Below are 17,083 nucleotides of genomic sequence, written 5' to 3'. Positions count from 1 at the left end.
CTTGCGCTGGGGTGCGAAGCGCCCCCAAAAGCCTGCGACTGCTGCGCAGTCGAGCGGGAGCAAGAAGCTCCCTCGCCACAGCAAGCTCGCTCCTACATGATGTCTTTACGCCGCTCGGCGGCCAGTTGTTCGGCCAGCGCATCAACACCCTCCACCGGCTCCTGCGGCATACGCTTGAGCGTTGCCTGCATCAGGCGCATCTGACGGATAAAGCGCCGGCAGTTCGGACAAAACATCAAGTGATGACGCACCAGCAGACGCTCCCGAAAGGTCAATTGCCCATCGAGATAGTCACTGGAACGCGCTACTTGTTCTTTACAGGTCAACATTCGCCCGTTTCCTCAAAATGCTCCACCGTGGCGAAGACTTTAAGCCGCGCTCGATGCAACAGCACACGGACGTTGGAGAGTGAAAGGGTCAGAAGATTACAGATTTCTTCCAGTTCCAGGCCCTGGCGTTCACGCAGGACCAGCACACTGCTTTGCAATTCGGACAAACTCAGAATCGTATGCTCCAGGCATTTGCGCAGTTCATCTTCGGTCAGCAGCGCTTCCGGGGTGTCTTGGTGCCAAGCGTAAGGGGCGACAGCCCAATGGCCATCATCCGGGCTGAAGCGGTCATCGCCAATGGTGCCGTGGGGTGAGGGCAAATCGTCGAGAAGGACTTCCCGACGATTTTGTTTGTAACGGCTCTTTGCGGAGTTGGCAGTGATCGTCAATAACCATGTCTTGAGGCTCGATCGCCCTTCGAACTTGGCCAGGTTGCGCACCACCGAGAGCCAGGCATCTTGCACCACCTCCTCGGCATGGCGCTGGCCGACGATGGCATACGCCACTGCGCGCATCGCACTCTGGTAAGTGTTGACCAAATCCTTATAAGCCCGCTGCTCACCCTTGAGCAGGCGTTCAAGCAGGTGCGCATCGTCCGCTGCTGCCATCGATTACCTCAATATTGCCGTGGAAATACGCTCAATGTGGGAGCTGGCTTGCCTGCGATCCAGACAACTCGGTGATTCAGGCACACCGAGCCGATGCCTTCGCAGGCAAGCCAGCTCCCACAGTAGATCGCGTCCGGCCACACACTCAGCGTTTGCGCAGGATCACACTGCCAATCGAATACCCGGCGCCAAAGGAGCTGAGTACGGCAACCGCGCCCTTGGGCAGGTCATCCTGATAAGTGTGAAACGCAATCACCGAGCCGGCCGAGCTGGTATTGGCGTAAGTATCGAGGATCACCGGCGCTTCTTCCACCGATGCCTCGCGTCCCAGCAATTTTTTCACGATCAAGTGATTCATGCTCAGGTTGGCCTGGTGCAGCCAGAAACGCTTCACATCAGTCACACTCAGCTGGTTTTCTGCCAAGTGCTCACCGATCAATTCGGCCACCATCGGGCAGACATCACGGAATACCTTGCGGCCTTCCTGCACGAACAGCTTGTCGGGGGCGCCGATGCCCTCTTCCGCCGTGCGGTTGAGAAAGCCGAAGTTGTTGCGAATGTTGTTGGAAAACTTGGTCAGCAGCTTGGTGCTCACCACGTCGAACTGATGTTCGGACGTCGCCAGGTCAGCACGCTCCAGGATCACCGCCGTGGCGGCATCACCGAAGATGAAATGGCTGTCACGGTCACGAAAGTTCAGGTGGCCGGTGCAGACTTCCGGGTTGACCATCAGGATCGCCCGGGCCTGGCCCAACTGGATGCTATTGGCCGCGTTCTGAATGCCGAAGGTGGCCGAGGAACACGCCACGTTCATGTCGAAGCCGAAACCCTGGATACCCAAGGCTTCCTGGACTTCGATGGCGATCGCCGGGTAGGCGCGTTGCAGGTTGGAGCAGGCGACAATCACGCCATCAATGTCGGCGACAGTCTTGCCGGCGCGCTGCAGGGCTTGTTCGGCGGCACCGATGGCCATCTGACAAAGCACCGACCATTCGTCGTTGCTGCGCTCGGGCAGGCGCGGCGCCATGCGCTGCGGATCGAGGATGCCGTCCTTGTCCATCACAAAACGGCTCTTGATGCCGGATGCCTTTTCGATGAATGCCGCGCTCGACTCGGTCAGCGCCTGCACCTCGCCACGTTCGATAGCGGCGGCGTTGTCGGCGTTGAACTGTTGTACGTAGGCATTGAAAGACTGCACCAGCTCTTCGTTGGAGATGCTGTTGGCCGGGGTGTACAGGCCAGTGCCGCTGATGACGACGTTATGCACGGTCGTTCCTCTAAATCTGTCAGGCAGAAGATATTGGTACCGTCGTACCAAACTGTAAGTCGTTTGATTCCGTCCAGCAGGCATCAAACTGGCAACGCTTTATCTAATCTTATAACCGCGAAGTTTGCCACAACGCCGGTGATTTGGCGCCATATGCCAGACAAACATCCAATTGTGGGAGAGGTTTGTCCTCATACCTGTAGGAGCGAGCTTGCTCGCGAAAAACTCACAGGCGCCGCGTTTATTCAGGAGAGCCGCGTTATCGTTGACGTTTTTCGCGAGCAAGCTCACTCCTACAAGTGGGCCAGGGGTTCAGGGCTCTGCCTGGCTCCATTGCTTGCTCAGGCGTTTATCGGAAATCGGTACCTTGGTGCCCAACTGCTGAGCAAACAGCGACACCCGGTATTCCTCCAGCCACCAGCGGTATAGCTCCAACTGCGGGTCGCGCTTGCCTTCCTGGGTGTGTTTGTTCAGGCGGTTCTGGTACTGCGCCCACAGGCCGCCCAATTCGCTGCTCCACACGCGGTCCTTTTGCACCTGGCTCGGCAGTTTTTCCAGGCGCAGTTCAATGGCCTTGAGGAAACGCGGCAGCTCCTTGAACCACTGCGCCGGGGTTTCCCGCACAAAACCTGGATACACCAGGTTGCTCAGTTGCTGCTTGATATCGTTCAAGGCCACGGCCTGGGCCAGGTCGATCTTGCCTTTGAAGCGTTTTTGCAGGCCGTGCCAGAGTTTCAGCACTTCCAGGGTCAGGCGCGCGAGGCGTTCGGCGTGCTCAGTCCAACTGCCGCGCTTGCGTTCAGCCAAGGCTGCCAGGCCAGCGCCATCGCGTGGCAGGCTGGCTTCGCCTTCAAGTACACAGGTATCGAGGCTGGCCAGCAGGATGTCTTCCACCAGCGCGTCGATTCGCCCCAGTTCACGGTACATCAAGCCCAGTTCGGTCAGGCCCGGCAATTTGCCGCGCAGGAATTTCGCCGGCTCCGCCAATTGCTGCATCAGCAGGCGCTGCAAGGCGCGACGGTGCTGGAACTCGGCTTCGGCAGCGGTGGAGAAGCGCCCCTCCTTGACCGTGCCGTTCTCTTCCACCAGTGCCGGATACACCGTCATCGACAGGCCGGCGATGTTCTGCTGGGTCTTTTCCGCCACCGCCGCAAACACCTTGGCCTCTACCGGCTGCTGGCTTTTCGCGGTTTGCGGCACGGCCAAGGCCGCCTGGCTGGCTTCGGCGAACCGTGCGGTGAGCTCGGCCAAGTCACGGCCTTCGCCGAGGAACTTGCCCTGGCCGTCGACCACTTCCAGGTTCATCTTCAGGTGGTTTTCCACCTGTTGCGCCGCCTCGGCCCACGCCTCATCGCTGACCCGCGCACCGGTCATGCGCAGCAATTCACGCCCCAGCGCCTGGGGCAGAGAGCCCTGGCCGAATTCGATACGTTGCAGCGCAGCCTTGACGAAGTCCGGCACCGGCACGAAGTTTTTGCGCAGCGCCTTGGGCAAGTTGCGCACCAGAGCGATGCACTTGGCTTCGATCAACCCCGGCACCAGCCACTCCAGGCGCTCGGCTGGCAACGCCGGCAACAACGGCGCCGGCACCCGCAGGGTCACGCCGTCACGGGGGTGGTTGGGTTCGAAGTGGTAACTCAAGGCCAGGGCCAGGTCGCCCAGGTGCAAGGTGTCCGGGTAATGCGCGGCGGTGACTTCACTGGCCTCGCGGGCCAGTACGTCTTCTTCACGCATGATCAGCAGTTGCGGGTCTTTCTGGCTGTTGACCTTGTACCAACTGTCAAAGGTGGCGGTCTGGTGAATCTCTGCGGGCAGGCGCGCATCGTAGAAGGCGTACAGGGTTTCTTCGTCGGCCAGGATGTCGCGACGGCGGGCCTTGGCTTCCAGCTCGTCGAGTTGCTCCAGCAGTTTCTGGTTGGCCGTCAGGCACTTGGCACGGGACTGAATCTCGCCGCGCACCAGGCCTTCACGGATAAACAACTCACGGGACACCACCGGGTCAATCGGCCCGTAATGCACCGGCCGGCGCCCGACCACGATCAGCCCGAACAGGGTGATCTGCTCAAAGGCCACCACCTGGCCACGCTTCTTCTCCCAATGGGGTTCGAAGTGGTTCTTCTTGATCAGATGCCCGGCCAGCGGCTCGATCCAGTCGGCGTCGATTTTCGCCACCATGCGTGCATAGAGCTTGGTGGTTTCCACCAGTTCAGCGGTCATCAGCCATTGCGGGCGCTTCTTGCCGATGCCCGAAGACGGGTGAATCCAGAAGCGACGCTGGCGCGCCCCGAGGTAATCGCCGTCTTCGGTCTTCTGGCCAATCTGGCTGAGCAGGCCGGACAGTACCGCCTTGTGCAATTTTGGGAAGTCTGCTGGTTCTTTATTGATGCTCAACTGCATGTCGCGGCAGATGAGGCTCAACTGGCGATGGGAGTCGCGCCACTCGCGCAGGCGCAAGTAGTTGAGGAAGTTTTTGCGGCACCAGTTGCGCAACGGGCTGGCGGTCAGTTCCTGGCGCTGCTCCTCGAAACCGCGCCACAGGTTGACCAGCCCGGCGAAGTCCGAATCCGGGTCTTTCCACTGTGCGTGGGCCTGGTCGGCCGCTTGTTGACGCTCCGGTGGGCGCTCGCGCGGGTCCTGGATCGACATGGCGCTGGCGACGATCAACACTTCCTGCAAACTGCCCAGCTTGGCCGCTTCCAGCAACATGCGGCCCATGCGCGGGTCCACCGGCAAGCGGGCAAGCTGGCGGCCCAACGGCGTGAGCTGGCTGTTGCGGTCGACCGCCGAGAGTTCTTGCAGCAGGTTGAAACCGTCGCTGATGGCCTTGCCATCCGGCGGTTCGATAAACGGGAAATCGGTGATCTCTCCCAGGCGCAGGTGCAGCATCTGCAGGATCACAGCAGCGAGGTTGGTGCGCAGGATCTCCGGGTCGGTAAATTCCGGGCGCCCGATAAAGTCTTCTTCGCTGTACAAGCGCACGCAAATACCCGGCTCAACCCGGCCGCAACGGCCTTTACGCTGGTTGGCGCTGGCCTGGGAAATCGCCTCGATGGGCAAACGCTGCACCTTGGCGCGGTAGCTGTAGCGGCTGATGCGCGCGGTGCCGCTGTCGATCACGTAGCGAATGCCCGGCACGGTCAGCGAGGTTTCCGCGACGTTGGTCGCCAGTACCACGCGCCGGCCCGGGTGGGACTGGAAAATGCGCTGCTGCTCGGCCGGCGACAGCCGTGCGTACAACGGCAAAATCTCGGTGTGCTTGAGCTGGGCCTTGCGCAGCATGTCGGCCGCGTCACGAATCTCGCGCTCGCCGGGCAGGAACACCAATACATCGCCAGGACTGCGCCGTTCGCTGCGCTCATAGGCGGCGATTTCATCAAGGGTGGCAAGGATCGCCTGGTCGACGGTCAGGTCGTCCTCGACGCGGTTGCCCTCCTCGTCCTGTTCTAGGGTGAGTGGGCGATACCAGGTGTCCACCGGGAAGGTACGGCCCGACACCTCGACAATCGGCGCATCGTCGAAGTGCTTGGAAAAGCGCTCCAGGTCGATGGTGGCCGAGGTGATGATGACTTTCAGGTCGGGGCGACGCGGCAACAGGGTCTTGAGGTAGCCGAGCAGGAAATCGATGTTCAGGCTGCGTTCGTGGGCTTCGTCGACGATGATCGTGTCGTAGCGCTCGAGGTAGCGGTCGTTCTGGGTTTCGGCCAGCAGGATGCCGTCGGTCATCAGCTTGATCAGGGTGTTGGAGTCACTCTGGTCTTCGAAGCGCACTTGGTAACCGACCAGCGCACCCAATGGCGTGGCCAGCTCTTCAGCGACGCGGCTGGCGACACTGCGCGCCGCGATCCGGCGCGGCTGGGTGTGGCCGATCAGGCCGAACTGGCCACGGCCGATTTCCAGGCAGATTTTCGGCAACTGCGTGGTTTTACCCGAGCCGGTCTCACCGGCAATGATCAGCACCTGGTGCTTGTTCAGCGCGTCCTTGATCTCATCGCGCTTGGCAGCAATCGGCAGGCTGTCGTCGTAGCGAATCACCGGCAGGCTGGCGCGCCGCGCCGTGACCTGCGCGCACGATGCCTGCATGCGCGCCACCCACTGCGCCAACTTGTCCTCGTCGGGCTTCTTGCGCAGCTCAAGCAACTGCCGGCGCAAGCGGTGGCGGTCGGCGAGCATGGCGTGATCGAGGGTTTTGAGCAGTTGGTCGATGGTGGGTGCTTGGTCAGTCATCAGGTGCGTTTGGGTCGTCTATTTATGCAGGGGGCGGATTGTCGCAGAAAAGCAGCTGCTAGCGGCAAGCTTCAAGCAGCAAGTAAGGGCAGACCTACTTTCACTTGCCCCTTGCAGCTTGCAGCTTATGGCTGCTATTTCCTCTTATAAGGGAACACGTCGATCACCTTGCCGGCACGAATCGCGTCCTGCAGGCCCTTCCAGTAGTCAGCGTTGTACAACTCGCCATGCAGCTCATCGAACAACCGGCGCTGCCCGGCGTCGGCAAACAGGAACGGCGGGAACTCTTCGGGGAACACATCCAGCGGGCCGATGGAATACCAGGGCTCGGAGGCCATTTCATCCTCGGGGGTGCGCGGCGCGGGAATATGGCGGAAGTTGGCTTCGGTGAGAAAGCAGATTTCGTCGTAGTCGTAGAACACCACGCGGCCGTGGCGGGTGACGCCAAAGTTCTTCAGCAACATGTCGCCGGGGAAGATATTCGCCGCCGCCAGTTGCTTGATCGCCAGGCCGTAATCCTCCAATGCTTCGCGCACCTGGGCGGGGTTGGCGTTGTCGAGGTAGAGGTTGAGCGGGGTCATGCGTCGCTCGGTCCAGCAGTGGCGGATGAGCACGGTGTCGCCCTCCACTTCGACGGTACCGGCGGCGACTTCCAGCAGCTCGGCCAGGCACTCGGGCTCGAACTTGCTCAAGGGGAAGCGGAAGTCGGCGAACTCCTGGGTGTCGGCCATGCGCCCTACCCGGTCGACGCTTTTCACCAGGCGGTACTTTTCGATCACCGTGGCGCGGTTGACGTTTTTTGACGGCGAGAAGCGGTCCTTGATGATCTTGAACACCGTATTGAAACCCGGCAGCGTGAACACGCTCATGACCATGCCGCGCACGCCGGGGGCCATGATGAACTGGTCGTCGGTGGTGGCCAGGTGGTTGATCAGCGCGCGGTAGAACTCGGATTTGCCGTGCTTGTAGAAACCGATGGAGGTGTACAACTCGGCAATGTGCTTGCCCGGCAGGATGCGCTTGAGAAAGCCGATGAATTCCGCTGGCACGGGTACATCGACCATGAAATAGGAACGGGTGAACGAGAAGATGATCGACACGTCGGCTTCGTCAGTGATCAACGCATCGATCTGGATGCCACGCCCTTCGCGGTGCAGCAGCGGAATCACCAACGGCCATTGTTCGTCGCGGGTGTAGATACGCCCCACGAGGTAGGCGCCTTTGTTGCGGTACAGCACTGAGGAAAACAACTCGACCTTGAGGTCCGGGTCCTTGCACACCCAATCCGGCAGGTTTTCCCGCAACTGGGCTTCGAGGCGGCGCAGGTCGGCGGGCAGGTCGGCGTAGGGCTCGCTGAAGCTGTAGTCAGAGAAGACCTGCGCCAGCATGTCCGCTATTTTACCGGCCGGCGTGTAGATACGGGTTTGCGCCGCCCGCGCCCGACGCAGGCTAGGCCGGGTGGTATGGATGAACATGCAGCCGTCACTGATCAGGTCATGGCTGAACAGGCCGCAGAAGATCGAGTTGTACCAGGTCTCCGACAGCTCATCGTCAAAGCGCAGGTCGATCAAACCGATATAAGCGCTTTTTACCAAGGGCCACTGGCCGATGTCCTGCAATCCAGCAGGGTCGAAACTGGCGCGCAGACGGGTAGTCACCTCAGCGACTTTCTCCTCATAGAGATTGATGCGCGCCGCCGACGCGGCCTGCCCCTGCTGCCACTGGGCCTTCTCGAAACGCTCACGGGCGCCATCGGTGATCTGGCGGAAGTGCTCACGGTAATCGTCGAAACCGTCGAGGATCATCCGGGCGATAGCGAGGGCGGACTGCGACATGCGGGAAACCTCGAACGGGTATCTGGAAGCCCAGAGCTTAGCCAGTGAACCGAGGCAGGAGAAGAATGATTTTGCACGGGGGCAAACTGACTGCAATTAGCCATTGTGCCGACCTGCCCGCTGGGCAACACTTCTGCGCCCGATTGGCATAGGAGTTTTCCGTGAGACCTGTTGACACCCTGTATCTGCTGGGGCTGGCTGCCATCTGGGGCGCGAGTTTCCTGTTCATGCGCATCATCGCGCCGGAAATCGGCACGGTGCCCACCGCGTTTTTCCGCGTGTCGATTGCCGCCGCGGGCCTATTGGTGATCCTGGCGATGCTGCGCGTGAGCTGGGATTTCCAGGGCAAGTTCAAGACGGTCCTGCTGCTGGGCGTGATCAACTCGGGGATTCCCGCGACGATGTACTCGGTGGCGGCGCAGGTACTGCCGGCGGGTTATTCGGCGATTTTCAACGCCACTACACCGCTGATGGGTGTGCTGATCGGCGGGTTGTTTTTCAGCGAACGCCTGACGCCGGCAAAAATAGCGGGTGTGGCCTTGGGTCTGCTTGGTGTTGCCGTGCTCACCCGCGCAGGGCCGGTGGCATTTGATCTGGAACTGTTAATGGGCGCATTAGCGTGCCTGCTGGCGACCACCTGCTATGGCTTCGCCGGTTTCCTGGCGCGACGCTGGCTGGATCAGCGCGGCGGGTTGGACAGTCGTCTCTCTGCCTTGGGCAGTATGCTGGGTGCTACGTTGTTTTTGCTGCCGTTCTTCGCCTTCAGCGCCATCACCCAGCCACCGGCGAGTTGGGGCGGCTGGCAGGTGTGGGTGTCGCTGCTGGGATTGGGGCTGGTATGTACGGCGTTCGCCTACATCCTGTACTTCCGCCTGCTGTCATCCATCGGCCCGGTCAAGTCAATGACCGTGACCTTCATGATTCCGGCGTTCGGCGTGTTGTGGGGGGCGTTGTTGTTGGATGAGCCGCTGTCCATGGCTCATCTGTATGGTGGTGTATTGATTGCCGGGGCGTTGTGGTTGGTGTTGCGCCCGCAAAAACTGTAGGAGCGCCCCTGTGGCGAGGGAGCTTGCTCCCGCTCGACTGCGTAGCAGTCGCAAGCTCCTGGGGGCGCTTCGCACCCCAGCGCAAGCAAGCTTGCTCGCAACAGCTAGCTCGCTCCTACAGGGGTGGTTTCTAGCTCTTACGGAACACGAAGACCAAGCCGACAATGATCAACGCCATTCCCAGCACGCTCAACAGCGCCAGGCGGTTACCGAAGATCAGGTAGTCCATCACCGCGGTCACCGCCGGCACCAGATAGAACAAACTGGTGACATTCACCAGGTTGCCGCGGGCAATCAGCCGATACAGCAACAGCGTCGCCAGCACCGACACCACCAAGCCCATCCACAGCACCGGCAGGTAAAAGCCTGCACTGTGCTCGAAGTGGAACGGCTGGAACGGCACGAACACTCCGCACAGCAACAGCCCGGCCAAGTATTGCAGTGGCAGCGTGCCCAAAGGATTGTCGGTGATGCGCTTTTGCATGATCGAGCCAAACGTCATGCTCGCCAGCGCCAGCAGCCCGAACACCATCCCGGCCAGGGACATGCCCGCCAACCCGATGCCCTGGTACACCACCATGATCAAGCCCGCCAACCCCAACCCCAGGCCGAACAGCCGGCGCCAGGAGCGTTGGCGCTCCATCAGCACCACGGTGAGGATCGGCTGCACACCCATGATGGTCGCCATCACCCCAGGGGTGACGTTGAGGTCCAGGGCCAGCAGATAGAAGATCTGATAGGCCCCCAGCAAAACCAGGCCCGTCGCCGCCGCATACAGCAGCGGCTTGCCGGGACGTGGCAGCTTCAACTTGAGGAGCGGGACCAGCACTACCAACCCCATCAGGGCAATGGCAAACCGGATCAACAGAAAGGCAAAGGGCGACGCATGGGCCAGGCCCAACTTGGAGAAGATCGCCCCGCTGCTCCACAGCAAGACAAACACGCTCGTCGAGGCCGCCGCGGCCACGGATTGTTTCGAAAGCACAGACATGGTTACCACCTGTTATCAGGCAAAAAAGCCGACTCAGTAAAAAACTGAATTTCAGTAGGTTTTTTCAGGCAGGCACGGGCAACAGCGAATCGCTGATCAGCCCGAAATGCCAACACCCGGCGGTGATACGACTGCGTACACCGGCGTGCTACTGACAGGTGGGGGGTAATGACTGATCTGCGCAGGCTGCTTGCCACGGCACGGCACGACCACGGCGTTGACCGCTGAATCGACTACCGCTATGCGCTGGGAAGCTGGCATGTGCTGATCTTTTTGAAGGGATATAAAGACGCGACGACTATAACCAGCCGCAAACATACTTTGCAATCCTTTCCCCCTTGCCTTGTACATGGAGGCGTTTTCATGCCCTAGAACCTGGCCACTCGCTATAATGCCGCCCGGATTTTTCGAAGGATTTCACATGATTGCTTTGCCCTGGCTGTACCTCACCCTACTTTCCATTGGCTATGTCGTGGCTTTGATCTACGGCCAACTGGGCGTACTGGCGGCGGTCTCCATCGCACTGCTGCTGGTGGCCGGGTACGCCGTGCGCCAGCAACGCAACCCTTGGGCACGCTACTTGGGCCAAGGCTTGTTTATCGTACTGGCCCTGGGCCTGGTGATGCACTGGCTGCCGGGTTTCTATAACGGCCGCGGTATTGCGCCCCAGCGTTTAACTCCGGACTCAGTGCCCTTCTCGATGTACCTGAACCAGGACAAGCCCCTGATAGGCTTCTGGCTGTTGCTGGCCTGCCCGTGGATTGTGGCGCGACGCTCATTGCGCCTGTCGATCTGCGTCACCGCCCTGGCACTGACCCTGACCGCCATCGTCGCACTGGGTGGTGCCGCACTGATGGGAATGATCAGTTGGGCGCCGAAATGGCCGGACCAGGCATGGCTGTGGGTACTCAATAACCTGCTGCTGGTGACGCTGGTGGAAGAAGCGCTGTTTCGTGGCTATGTTCAGGGCGGCCTGAGCCAACGTTTCAAACACTTGCCCTACGGCGAGAACCTTGCGCTGCTGCTGGCTTCGCTGTTATTCGGCCTGATGCATTTCGGTGCGGGTTGGCAATGGGTGACGCTGGCCAGTATTGCCGGGGTCGGTTACGGCCTGGCGTATCGCTTTGGCGGGCTCGGCGCAGCGATTGCCACGCATTTTGGCTTGAATCTGCTGCACTTCGGCTTGTTCACCTACCCAATGCTGGCCAGCTAAGCCTGCCCGACTGTAAGAACGAGCTGTTGTGGCGACGGAGCTTGCTCCCGCTCCGGTGCGTAGCGCCCGCAAGTTGTTTGGGGCCGCTTCGCAGCCCAGCGGGAGCAAGCTCCCTCGCCACAGTCGGCACTCTGCTCCCAGGATTGTTGCAAAAATAAGTTAAATAAATGCCCAGCATGGCCGATAACCCCTGAAAGCCTTGCGGATTGAACAATCATGCGTAATAACCAACCCGTTACCCAGCGCGAACGTACCTTCCCTGCTCAGCAACGGTTGATCTCCACCACAGATGCCAAGGGTGTCATTACCTACTGCAACGACGCGTTTGTCGAAATCAGTGGGTTCACCCGCGACGAACTGGTCCGTGCTCCGCACAACCTGGTGCGTCACCCGGATGTGCCCTCGGCGGTGTTCGCACACATGTGGTCCACGCTCAAACAAGGCTTGCCATGGATGGGCATTGTCAAGAATCGCTGCAAGACCGGCGACCACTACTGGGTTAACGCCTATGTAACACCGGTATTCGACGGTAACCAGGTGATCGGCTACGAATCGGTGCGCATCAAGCCCACCGCCGAGCAGATCCGCCGGGCCGAGGCGCTTTATCAACGCATCAACCAGGGCAAGTCGGCGATTCCCCAGCGCGACAAATGGCTGCCGGTGCTGCAGGACTGGCTGCCGTTTATCCTGGTCAGCCAACTGAGCTTCATGATCGGCGCCACCCTCACCTCCCAGTGGGGCTTTGCCTTGGCGGCAGCGTTGTCCGTGCCGTTGGGCCTGCTGGGGCTGAGCTGGCAACAGCGCGGCCTCAAGCGCTTGCTGCGCCTGGCCGAGCAGACCACGTCCGACCCGCTGATTGCGCAGATGTACACCGACAGCCGTGGCGCCCAGGCCCGACTGGAAATGTCGATTCTCAGCCAGGAAGCGCGTCTGAAGACCTGCCTGACCCGCTTGCAGGACACTGCCGAGCACCTCAACGATCAGGCGGCACAGTCCAACACCCTGGCGCACAGCAGCTCCAGCGGCCTGGAACGTCAGCGTGTGGAAACCGAACAGGTGGCCACCGCCGTCAACCAGATGGCTGCAACCACCCAGGAAGTTGCCAGCCATGTGCAGCGCACCGCCGACGCCACCCAGGAAGCCAACCGCCTGACCGGTCGCGGCCGCGATATCGCCGGGGAAACCCGCGAGGCGATTCAGCGTCTTTCGGCCGCCGTTGGCGAGACCGGTGTGACCGTCACGCAACTGGCCAAAGACAGCGATGAAATCGGCGGCGTGGTTGATGTGATCAAAGGCATTGCCGACCAGACCAACCTGCTGGCACTCAACGCCGCTATCGAAGCCGCGCGTGCCGGTGAGATGGGCCGTGGTTTTGCGGTGGTCGCCGATGAAGTGCGCCAACTGGCGCAGCGTACGGCCGAATCCACTGGGCAGATCCATGCCCTGATCGCCAAACTGCAACACACGGCAGCTGCGGCCGTGCAAACCATGGACGCCGGGCACCGCCAAGCCGAAGAAGGTGTGGCGCGGGTGATGGAAGCGGACCAGGCATTGGTGGGTATCAGTGAGGCGGTGGCCAATATCACCGACATGACCACCCAGATTGCCGCGGCTACCGAAGAGCAAAGTGCTGTTGCCGAGGAGATTAGCCGCAATATCAGCACCATCGCGTTGTTGGCAGATCAGACTTCAGAGCAGGCGATGAACTCGGCGCAGTTGAGTGAAGAACTGACTCATACGGCGAATACTCAGTACTCGCTGGTGGAGCGTTTTAACCGGTAGAACGTCAGGGGCTCACTTTCCCCAACAAGTGAGCCCCTTGCAGATGGCTATCACTCATCATCTTTTTATCACCAAGCATTCTATAAAACTGTCACTTCTCACAGTTAACCTTTGAACGCCTCCCTCCTTATAGTGTGAACCTGTCAAACAGGAGCACACCGTCATGTCCCGGTCTACCGACTCAAATAGCGCCCTGCATCCATTCCCAAAAACCATGGGACGTGTGCAATGGACTGAAAAATCATCAAACAACGAAAGAACACTGGAAGGCTGGGTCCTCCCACTGCACCTATCCGAATCCAATAATCAGTACTGGGTCAAGTTGACGCTCCAGTCCTCAGACACTCAACAATCACTGTTATTGAAAATACCTTTCGACTCCATAAGCACATCACCTAACAAATCAATCAAGCAAAACCCGGAAGCCTTCGCTCACGTGTACATTCAAGGTGCAAACAATAACGCACCTGAAACGGAAGAACGTTTTAAACCAGTCGGCGACATTGAAGTAAACGTTGACGAAAGCACAGGGAACACAACGCTGAATTTCGAAGGTTCTTTCACTGACACAGCGTCGGAATTACGCGAAATAAAATGCTGCTGTGAGTGGCCTGGAACTACCCTTGACACACAACATTCGGTCTTTAAATGGACAGAAGGACAAACTCAATACAAGACGGAGGGCTGGTTGGCCTACTCCAGTTCAAGCAAGGCATGGTATCTGACCAGCGAGGAGGGAGAATGGGGTACGCCTCAATACCGTGAATGGGCTATTTTTATTTACTGCGACGATGAAAATGAACAGATCATCGATGAAACATTTAAAAACGGTGATGAGAAATCGAATTTTTACTATGCTCCCTTCGGCGGTGGCACCTATGAAGACGAATACAATGTAACGCTTACACTGACTCAGCAGCCGTTGCGCTGCGAAGCCACCTTTAAAAATAAAATCCGCGACCGTGTAGACATGACTAACGGCACGTTTCAGCCTATAAAAGACTGCCCCTAGCCACATCGTTTTCACGGATGCTCGTACAGTGAGACCTCAACCCCCTGACAAACTTAAACCCACCCCGATATAAAGGAGCTTTATAATGTCGACCGACCTCTACTCCTTGGAAAATCAAGAAAACTCCACGTCTAAAAATACGTTTACGTGGATTAAATGCAACGAAAGTACATCTGCGGAAAAAGTGTATTTTTACCACAACAAAGATAAAACGCAATGGGCTATCGAAGGATTAATAGGATCTTATAAGGATAAGAACCTGCTGGGTTATCATTTCAACATCCCTTATGAAGAAGGCGATATAACTAAAACTTATAACCTCACAAGTGAATTTGTAGCTTACCACTCCACCGACTCTCCAGGTCATGAAACTCAAACTTACAGAGCTGAGGAGGCCGAAGTAACGATTAGCATCAATACGTTTACCGAAAGAGCAACAGGTTCTTTCAAAGCAACCTTTAGAGAACAGTCGGCCCACATGAATGTTACAGGTGATTTCGAAATGTACTATATTCAAAAAGAATACCTTTAAAAAAACTCATCACCTTTGCAACACCCAACCTCCTCACAAAGCGTCAGGCGAGAAAACCTGACGCTTTGATGGCCGCCGCCTCCAAATGCTGCTCATGACTGAACCCCGACGCCTTCAACGGCTTCAAATCATGATCCCCCGCCACCAGCCACATCACCTCAATGCTCGGCGATAACGCATACCCCTCCACCGCCGCTCGATTGCCCAAGGCATCACGCTCGCCCTGCACTATCAGCGTCGGCGTCGCAAGCGCAGCCAGATGCTCCACCCGAGGCTTTTGCGGCTTGCCCACCGCATAAAACGGATAGCCCAGGCACACCAACCCATCTGCGCCCAGCTCATCGGCCAACAAACTGGCCATGCGCCCGCCCATGGACTTGCCGCCAATCGCCAGTTTCCCAGCGACATGACGTCGCACCTGGGCATACACCTCACGCCACGCCTCCAGCAGTTTCGGCGCCGGATTCGGCGGGCGTTTGCCCCCGTCCAAGCGGCGCTGGGCCATGTACGGGAACTCGAAGCGCAACACGTTCACACCATGCCCGGCAAGGCGTGCAGCCATGTCGTTCATGAACGCCGAGTCCATCGGTGCACCGGCGCCATGGGCCAGAATCAGCGTGACCGGCTCGCCCGAACGCTTGCCCGTGGCGACATCCCACAACCAGCCATGTTCCCGTACACACTGCGCCCATTGATCCCCGTCAATACTGGCCTTGTGCTCTTTGCCCATGCTTGCCTCGCTTTTTAGTCTGCCTATAACTCCAGCCCAAGTGCCGCACTTGCTTGGGTTGAACCGTGGATGGGGAACCATGAACACTACTTTAAGTACCGCCTATAACTACAAGGTGGTCCGCCAATTCGCCATTATGACGGTGGTGTGGGGCATCGTCGGCATGGGGCTCGGGGTTTTTCTCGCCGCCCAATTGGTTTGGCCTGCGCTCAACTTCGATTTGCCCTGGACCAGCTTCGGCCGTCTGCGCCCATTGCACACCAATGCGGTGATCTTCGCGTTCGGTGGCTGTGCGCTGTTCGCCAGCTCCTTTTACTCGGTGCAACGCACCTGCCAGACGCAGCTGTTCGCGCCGAAAGTCGCCGCGTTCTGCTTCTGGGGCTGGCAGCTTGTGATCCTGCTGGCCGCCATCAGCCTGCCACTGGGCTACACCAGCTCAAAGGAATACGCCGAGCTGGAATGGCCCATCGACATCCTGATCACCATCGTCTGGGTCGCCTACGCCATCGTGTTCTTCGGCACGATCATGAAACGCAAGACCAAGCACATCTATGTGGGTAACTGGTTCTTCGGCGCGTTCATCATCACCGTGGCCATTTTGCATATCGTCAATAACCTGGAAATCCCGGTCAGCCTGACCAAGTCCTACTCGCTGTACGGCGGTGCGACGGATGCCATGGTGCAGTGGTGGTATGGGCACAACGCGGTAGGCTTTTTCCTGACGGCGGGCTTCCTCGGGATGATGTACTACTTCGTGCCCAAGCAGGCCGAACGCCCGGTGTACTCCTATCGATTGTCGATTGTGCACTTCTGGGCGCTGATCACCCTGTACATCTGGGCCGGTCCTCACCACTTGCACTACACCGCCTTGCCGGACTGGGCGCAGTCCCTGGGCATGGTGATGTCGCTGGTGCTGCTGGCGCCAAGCTGGGGCGGCATGATCAACGGCATGATGACCCTCTCGGGTGCCTGGCATAAGTTGCGCAGCGACCCGATCCTGCGCTTCCTTGTCGTCTCCCTGGCCTTCTACGGCATGTCGACCTTCGAAGGCCCGATGATGGCGATCAAGACCGTCAACGCCCTTTCCCACTACACCGACTGGACCATCGGCCACGTACACGCCGGGGCGCTGGGCTGGGTGGCGATGATCTCCATCGGCGCGCTGTATCACATGATCCCGAAAGTCTTCGGTCGCGAGCAGATGTACAGCCTCGGCCTGATCAACGCGCACTTCTGGCTGGCCACCATCGGCACCGTGCTCTACATCGCCTCGATGTGGGTCAACGGCATCGCCCAGGGCCTGATGTGGCGTGCGGTCAACGAAGACGGCACCCTCACCTACTCCTTCGTCGAAACCCTGGTGGCCAGCCACCCAGGCTTCATCGTGCGTCTGGTGGGCGGTGCGATCTTCCTCAGCGGCATGTTCCTGATGGCTTACAACACATGGCGCACCGTGCGTTCGGCGCAACCTGCCGAAGTCACCGCTGCCGCGCAGATGGCCTGAGGAGTCGATG

The 17,083-nt window shown here is 59.2% G+C and carries 13 protein-coding genes; 6 read left to right on the top strand and 7 right to left on the bottom strand.

Translation table 11 applies throughout. From position 1 onward, the window contains the following. Positions 1 to 92: 92 nt before the first annotated feature. From BT204_RS15960 to aceK, 5 genes are all read right to left on the bottom strand, one after another. Entirely contained in the window at positions 93 to 329 is a 237-nt protein-coding gene (locus BT204_RS15960) for an anti-sigma factor family protein (protein ID WP_014719432.1), read from the bottom strand. Continuing rightward, entirely contained in the window at positions 323 to 937 is a 615-nt protein-coding gene (locus BT204_RS15955; protein ID WP_057976213.1) for an RNA polymerase sigma factor, read from the bottom strand. Before BT204_RS15955 ends, BT204_RS15960 begins: the two co-directional genes overlap by 7 nt. Before the next feature lie 145 nt (positions 938 to 1,082). Next, on the bottom strand, positions 1,083 to 2,204 hold the full coding sequence (locus BT204_RS15945) for a beta-ketoacyl-ACP synthase III (RefSeq protein ID WP_072447456.1): 1,122 nt from the start codon (positions 2,202 to 2,204) through the stop codon (positions 1,083 to 1,085). A gap of 312 nt (positions 2,205 to 2,516) precedes the next feature. Further along, on the bottom strand, positions 2,517 to 6,428 hold the full coding sequence (hrpA, locus tag BT204_RS15935; protein WP_072447452.1) for an ATP-dependent RNA helicase HrpA: 3,912 nt from the start codon (positions 6,426 to 6,428) through the stop codon (positions 2,517 to 2,519). A gap of 134 nt (positions 6,429 to 6,562) precedes the next feature. Continuing rightward, positions 6,563 to 8,263, bottom strand: a complete 1,701-nt coding sequence (gene aceK / locus BT204_RS15930; protein WP_072447450.1) for a bifunctional isocitrate dehydrogenase kinase/phosphatase — start codon at positions 8,261 to 8,263, stop codon at positions 6,563 to 6,565. A 161-nt stretch (positions 8,264 to 8,424) separates the two neighbouring features. Between aceK and BT204_RS15925 the strand changes: the two genes are divergently transcribed. Next, entirely contained in the window at positions 8,425 to 9,309 is an 885-nt protein-coding gene (locus BT204_RS15925; RefSeq protein WP_072447448.1) for a DMT family transporter, read from the top strand. Between the two features lie 130 nt (positions 9,310 to 9,439). Here the strand turns inward: BT204_RS15925 and BT204_RS15920 are convergent, their stop codons facing one another. Beyond that, positions 9,440 to 10,300 (bottom strand): DMT family transporter, encoded by an 861-nt coding sequence (locus BT204_RS15920; RefSeq protein WP_072447446.1) that lies wholly within the window; start codon positions 10,298 to 10,300, stop codon positions 9,440 to 9,442. Between the two features lie 421 nt (positions 10,301 to 10,721). Between BT204_RS15920 and BT204_RS15915 the strand changes: the two genes are divergently transcribed. The 4 genes from BT204_RS15915 (at position 10,722) to BT204_RS15900 (ending at position 14,839) form a co-directional block, all read left to right on the top strand. After that, positions 10,722 to 11,513, top strand: coding sequence for a CPBP family intramembrane glutamic endopeptidase (locus BT204_RS15915; protein WP_054921757.1), 792 nt, complete (start codon positions 10,722 to 10,724; stop codon positions 11,511 to 11,513). A 216-nt stretch (positions 11,514 to 11,729) separates the two neighbouring features. Beyond that, positions 11,730 to 13,295, top strand: coding sequence for a methyl-accepting chemotaxis protein (locus tag BT204_RS15910; protein ID WP_034128405.1), 1,566 nt, complete (start codon positions 11,730 to 11,732; stop codon positions 13,293 to 13,295). A 163-nt stretch (positions 13,296 to 13,458) separates the two neighbouring features. Then, positions 13,459 to 14,307, top strand: a complete 849-nt coding sequence (locus tag BT204_RS15905; RefSeq protein WP_072447444.1) for a hypothetical protein — start codon at positions 13,459 to 13,461, stop codon at positions 14,305 to 14,307. An 85-nt stretch (positions 14,308 to 14,392) separates the two neighbouring features. Then, a complete protein-coding gene (locus BT204_RS15900; RefSeq protein WP_072447442.1) occupies positions 14,393 to 14,839 on the top strand; it encodes a hypothetical protein in 447 nt (148 codons plus the stop codon). A 43-nt stretch (positions 14,840 to 14,882) separates the two neighbouring features. Here the strand turns inward: BT204_RS15900 and BT204_RS15895 are convergent, their stop codons facing one another. Further along, positions 14,883 to 15,569 carry an alpha/beta family hydrolase gene (locus tag BT204_RS15895; RefSeq protein WP_072447440.1) on the bottom strand — a complete coding sequence of 229 codons (687 nt, stop codon included), beginning with the start codon at positions 15,567 to 15,569 and terminating at the stop codon, positions 14,883 to 14,885. Between the two features lie 79 nt (positions 15,570 to 15,648). On the opposite strand from BT204_RS15895, the gene ccoN reads away from it, so the two are divergent. Then, positions 15,649 to 17,073, top strand: coding sequence for a cytochrome-c oxidase, cbb3-type subunit I (gene ccoN, locus BT204_RS15890; RefSeq protein WP_034128402.1), 1,425 nt, complete (start codon positions 15,649 to 15,651; stop codon positions 17,071 to 17,073). The last annotated feature ends 10 nt before the right edge of the window (positions 17,074 to 17,083 follow it).

The sequence above is a fragment of the Pseudomonas sp. NFPP02 genome, from assembly GCF_900119355.1.
Lineage (GTDB): Bacteria > Pseudomonadota > Gammaproteobacteria > Pseudomonadales > Pseudomonadaceae > Aquipseudomonas > Aquipseudomonas paracarnis.
This window is presented reverse-complemented; position numbering and strand designations above follow the sequence as displayed.

Coding starts and splice junctions, on each gene's coding strand:
- BT204_RS15960 (WP_014719432.1), bottom strand. CDS start 329: ATGTTGACCTGTAAAGAACAAGTAGCGCGTTCCAGTGACTATCTCGAT.
- BT204_RS15955 (WP_057976213.1), bottom strand. CDS start 937: ATGGCAGCAGCGGACGATGCGCACCTGCTTGAACGCCTGCTCAAGGGT.
- hrpA (WP_072447452.1), bottom strand. CDS start 6,428: ATGACTGACCAAGCACCCACCATCGACCAACTGCTCAAAACCCTCGAT.
- aceK (WP_072447450.1), bottom strand. CDS start 8,263: ATGTCGCAGTCCGCCCTCGCTATCGCCCGGATGATCCTCGACGGTTTC.
- BT204_RS15920 (WP_072447446.1), bottom strand. CDS start 10,300: ATGTCTGTGCTTTCGAAACAATCCGTGGCCGCGGCGGCCTCGACGAGC.
- BT204_RS15915 (WP_054921757.1), top strand. CDS start 10,722: ATGATTGCTTTGCCCTGGCTGTACCTCACCCTACTTTCCATTGGCTAT.
- BT204_RS15910 (WP_034128405.1), top strand. CDS start 11,730: ATGCGTAATAACCAACCCGTTACCCAGCGCGAACGTACCTTCCCTGCT.
- BT204_RS15905 (WP_072447444.1), top strand. CDS start 13,459: ATGTCCCGGTCTACCGACTCAAATAGCGCCCTGCATCCATTCCCAAAA.
- BT204_RS15900 (WP_072447442.1), top strand. CDS start 14,393: ATGTCGACCGACCTCTACTCCTTGGAAAATCAAGAAAACTCCACGTCT.
- BT204_RS15895 (WP_072447440.1), bottom strand. CDS start 15,569: ATGGGCAAAGAGCACAAGGCCAGTATTGACGGGGATCAATGGGCGCAG.
- ccoN (WP_034128402.1), top strand. CDS start 15,649: ATGAACACTACTTTAAGTACCGCCTATAACTACAAGGTGGTCCGCCAA.